Source organism: Coriobacteriia bacterium, from assembly GCA_014859305.1.
Classification (GTDB): Bacteria; Actinomycetota; Coriobacteriia; order Anaerosomatales; family Kmv31; genus Kmv31.
On record JACUUM010000071.1, the window covers coordinates 1 to 2,320 of the forward strand.

The following is a 2,320-nucleotide window of genomic DNA, read 5'->3' on the forward strand; positions in this document are numbered from 1 at the left end:
CGGCAGCCGCGCACAGCGTCGAGCGGTAGCCCAGCCGGTGCGAGTCGAAGATCGCTCCGACCCGACGGACGACGCCTCCCTCCCGCAGCCGCGCGACGGACTCGAGCACCTGCTCGGCGTTGGTGCCCAGCCTCTCGCCCAGCACCGCGTAGGGCTCCGGGTCCACGGGGAACCCCGCCTGTATCAGGGTCAGAACATGCCGGTCCAGTTCTCCGAGCCCGACGTCCATGCGCACCTCTGTCTCTCCGGCCGGGCTGCCGCCGGCCGCGTCGGTGCCGCGTTCGCCCATCCTGCTAGCCGACGGCCGCCGGCGGCTCGCGCCCTTCGGGGAGCCGGGCGGCGGCCTCGGCCTCCTCCTCGACCACGGCCAGCGCGCGCGGCTTCGCGTACTCCGCGACTACCGCCGTCGTCACCGTCGCCGCGTACCAGAAGACGAGCGGGACGACGTGGAAGGACACGCGGTTGAAGCTGTCGTTCGGGCTCAGGCGGCCGACATGCGACATGGCGTGGACGACGACGGCTACGAAGAAGAACTGGCCGATGGCGAAGAGCAGATACCCGGGCCACCGCCCGCTCCGCCACTGGCCTCCGTAGAGGAGCGACACCGCCAGCACGCCGAGCCCGAAGTACCACAGGTGGCCGTTGCCGCCGGATCTCAGCATGTTCGTGATCATGTTGAGCGACGCCTGCGCGAAGTCCTCGGGGCGGCGCGCCGCGAGCGCCAGCAGGGCGGCGGCCTCCAGCGCCACGAGCGTCAGGAGCAGGTTCCTGCCGCGACGCAGCCACCCGCCGAGCGGACCGAGCCGGTCGAGGCCGAGCGTCGATACGGCGACTGCCGCGACGACCGTCAGGACGCTGGCCGCGCGCTTGCCGCTGAGCTTGCCGCCGCGCCAGAAGCGCAGCCTCGCGAACGCCGAGCAGAAGACGACGGCGACCGCAGCCGCCGTGGCCACCACGTACACCGCCTGGTCCCGAAGACGGTGCCCGCCCTCCCACCACACGAGCGTCGCCGTGAGCGCGGGGACGAGCACGTAGGCGATCCCGTCGGCGCGCGTGAGCGCTACGCCGGCGCTCGCCAGCCCTGCGACGATGAGCCACGCGGTGCGGTCCTCCTCGGCCGTTGACGAACCGTCCAGGTACGCGCGCTGCGTCGCGTACATCGCGAGCACGAGGTAGGCGGCGGTGAACATGTGGCCGTGCACGTACAGCGAGTGGTGGAGGTAGCGCGGGGTGGTCACCAGCAGCAGCGTGAAGCCGGCCGTGATCGACCAGGAGGCCGCCACGCTCACACGGTCGCGTGTCCACCGCCGGACGCCAGCGGCGAAGATCGAGGCGACGTGCAGGCTGAGTACCGGGTACGGCGTCGAGGCCCAGTCGCCGCCGAAGTAGCGGTTGACGGCATGCACGGACGGGATGAACGCGCCGTAGGACTCCATGATCTCGCGATGAACGATGCCGGTGACGGTGAGCCATGCCCCCCAGCGCTCGAAGTGGAAGACGCTGTCGTAGAGGGCCGAGGTATACCCGGTCACGTCCACGATGGCCGCGACGCCCACGACCGCCGCTCCCCAGAGCGCGTAGCTCGCCGCCGGGACGCGCGCGCCGGCCGCTCCCCCCGGATCTTCGCCCGCGGTCTCGCCGTCGACCGAGGAGGCCGCGAGACGGGACGCCGCGAACAGCGCCGCCACGGCGACGACGTAGAACGGCACGGGAGCGAACCCGATGCGCAGGGCGGACCGCACGGCCACGGCGAGCGGCCACAGCAGCAGGCCCACCGGGTACGCAGCCAGGTGGTAGCCCGCCGCGCCGAGCCGGCCCCGCACGGGCCACAGGCCGATCCATCCCGCGGTGAGGGACACGGCCGTGAGCAGTATGCCCGCGCCCGGCGTCATCGGCCCTCTCCGGGCAGCTCGCCGTCGGGCACGATGAAGATGCCCATCCGAGCGGTGTCCGTGTAGAGACGGACGACCGGGCCACGACCGACGGCTCGCAGCGCCCAGACGTCCATCGGCAGCCCGACGAGTCGCGGATCCGCGCGGAGCGCCTTCACCTCGGCCGAGGTGAGGACGGCGTCGTAGTCCTCGACACGCACCCTCCCGCCGAGGAACGGATCGATCAGCCCCAGGTTGAGTGTCGCGGTGGTGCGGCCGGTGAACGTGTCGGCCGGCCGGGCGAGCAGCTCCTTGTGCTCGACGGGCAGCTTCAGTCTGGCCTCCGGCCCGACCGCCTCGCTGCTGGCGACCGCGATGATCGGGTTCACGCCGCGTGCCCTCGCTATGCTCTCGGAGACGTCGACGAGGCGGTGGGTCCGGATCGGGAC

Annotated in this window: 3 protein-coding genes; all 3 read right to left on the minus strand. The window is 72.2% G+C overall.

Annotation, left to right across the window (positions count from 1 at the left end; all coding sequences use genetic code 11):
- Positions 1-235: Lrp/AsnC family transcriptional regulator (locus IBX62_10025; protein MBE0477422.1), on the minus strand; the 235-nt coding region annotated here is incomplete at its 3' end.
- A gap of 58 nt (positions 236-293) precedes the next feature.
- The gene (locus IBX62_10030; protein MBE0477423.1) at positions 294-1,892 is read right to left on the minus strand and encodes a hypothetical protein; all 1,599 of its coding nucleotides are present in this window, start codon (positions 1,890-1,892) and stop codon (positions 294-296) included.
- The gene (locus IBX62_10035; GenBank protein MBE0477424.1) at positions 1,889-2,260 is read right to left on the minus strand and encodes a hypothetical protein; all 372 of its coding nucleotides are present in this window, start codon (positions 2,258-2,260) and stop codon (positions 1,889-1,891) included. Before IBX62_10035 ends, IBX62_10030 begins: the two co-directional genes overlap by 4 nt.
- Positions 2,261-2,320: the final 60 nt, after the last annotated feature.